Annotated in this window: 2 rRNA genes; both read left to right on the top strand. The window is 52.3% G+C overall.

The window, feature by feature from the left end:
* Positions 1 to 1,399, top strand: a 23S ribosomal RNA gene (locus tag AYY16_RS13040); the annotation flags it as partial.
* Positions 1,400 to 1,525: 126 nt separating this feature from the next.
* A 5S ribosomal RNA gene (gene rrf / locus AYY16_RS13035) occupies positions 1,526 to 1,641 on the top strand.
* Position 1,642: the final 1 nt, after the last annotated feature.

Raw genomic sequence — 1,642 nt, 5'->3', positions numbered from 1 at the left:
TTAAACACTGAGGCGTGACGACGAGCCACTACGGTGGTGAAGTGATTGATGCCCTGCTTCCTGGAAAAGCCTCTAAGCATCAGGTTATCATTGATCGTACCCCAAACCGACACAGGTGGTCAGGTAGAGAATACTCAGGCGCTTGAGAGAACTCGGGTGAAGGAACTAGGCAAAATGGTGCCGTAACTTCGGGAGAAGGCACGCTGGCATTAGGTGAAGTCCCTCGCGGACGGAGCTGAAGCCAGCCGCAGATACCAGCTGGCTGCAACTGTTTATTAAAAACACAGCACTGTGCAAACACGAAAGTGGACGTATACGGTGTGACGCCTGCCCGGTGCCGGAAGGTTAATTGATGGGGTTAGCGCAAGCGAAGCTCCTGATCGAAGCCCCGGTAAACGGCGGCCGTAACTATAACGGTCCTAAGGTAGCGAAATTCCTTGTCGGGTAAGTTCCGACCTGCACGAATGGCGTAATGATGGCCAGGCTGTCTCCACCCGAGACTCAGTGAAATTGAACTCGCTGTGAAGATGCAGTGTACCCGCGGCAAGACGGAAAGACCCCGTGAACCTTTACTATAGCTTGACACTGAACATTGAATCTTGATGTGTAGGATAGGTGGGAGGCAACGAAATGTGGACGCCAGTCTGCATGGAGCCAACCTTGAAATACCACCCTTTAACATTTGATGTTCTAACCCGGGTCCATAATCTGGATCGGGGACCGTGTCTGGTGGGTAGTTTGACTGGGGCGGTCTCCTCCCAAAGAGTAACGGAGGAGCACGAAGGTTGGCTAAGCATGGTCGGACATCATGCGGTTAGTGCAAAGGCATAAGCCAGCTTGACTGCGAGAGTGACAGCTCGAGCAGGTACGAAAGTAGGTCTTAGTGATCCGGTGGTTCTGAATGGAAGGGCCATCGCTCAACGGATAAAAGGTACTCCGGGGATAACAGGCTGATACCGCCCAAGAGTTCATATCGACGGCGGTGTTTGGCACCTCGATGTCGGCTCATCACATCCTGGGGCTGAAGTAGGTCCCAAGGGTATGGCTGTTCGCCATTTAAAGTGGTACGCGAGCTGGGTTTAGAACGTCGTGAGACAGTTCGGTCCCTATCTGCCGTGGGCGTTGGAAGATTGAGAGGGGCTGCTCCTAGTACGAGAGGACCGGAGTGGACGCACCACTGGTGTACGGGTTGTGATGCCAATTGCATTGCCCGGTAGCTAAGTGCGGAAAAGATAACCGCTGAAAGCATCTAAGCGGGAAACTTGCCTCGAGATGAGTCTTCCCTGACCCTTTAAGGGTCCTGAAGGAACGTTTGAGACTAAGACGTTGATAGGCTGGGTGTGTAAGTACAGCGATGTATTGAGCTAACCAGTACTAATGAACCGAGAGGCTTAACCTGACAACACCGAAGGTGTTTTGAGTTGAGAGACGACAAAGAAAGAAAATCAATTTTTCGGATAGCGGGTGATGAGAGAATAAACTCATACCGGTTATTAAACAGCTTGTTTTGGAAGAACAGAATTTGCCTGGCGGCACTAGCGCGGTGGTCCCACCTGACCCCATGCCGAACTCAGAAGTGAAACGCCGTAGCGCCGATGGTAGTGTGGGGTCTCCCCATGTGAGAGTAGGGAACCGCCAGGTT

The organism is Morganella psychrotolerans (assembly GCF_001676155.1).
GTDB classification, from domain to species: Bacteria; Pseudomonadota; Gammaproteobacteria; order Enterobacterales; family Enterobacteriaceae; genus Morganella; species Morganella psychrotolerans.
This window is presented reverse-complemented; position numbering and strand designations above follow the sequence as displayed.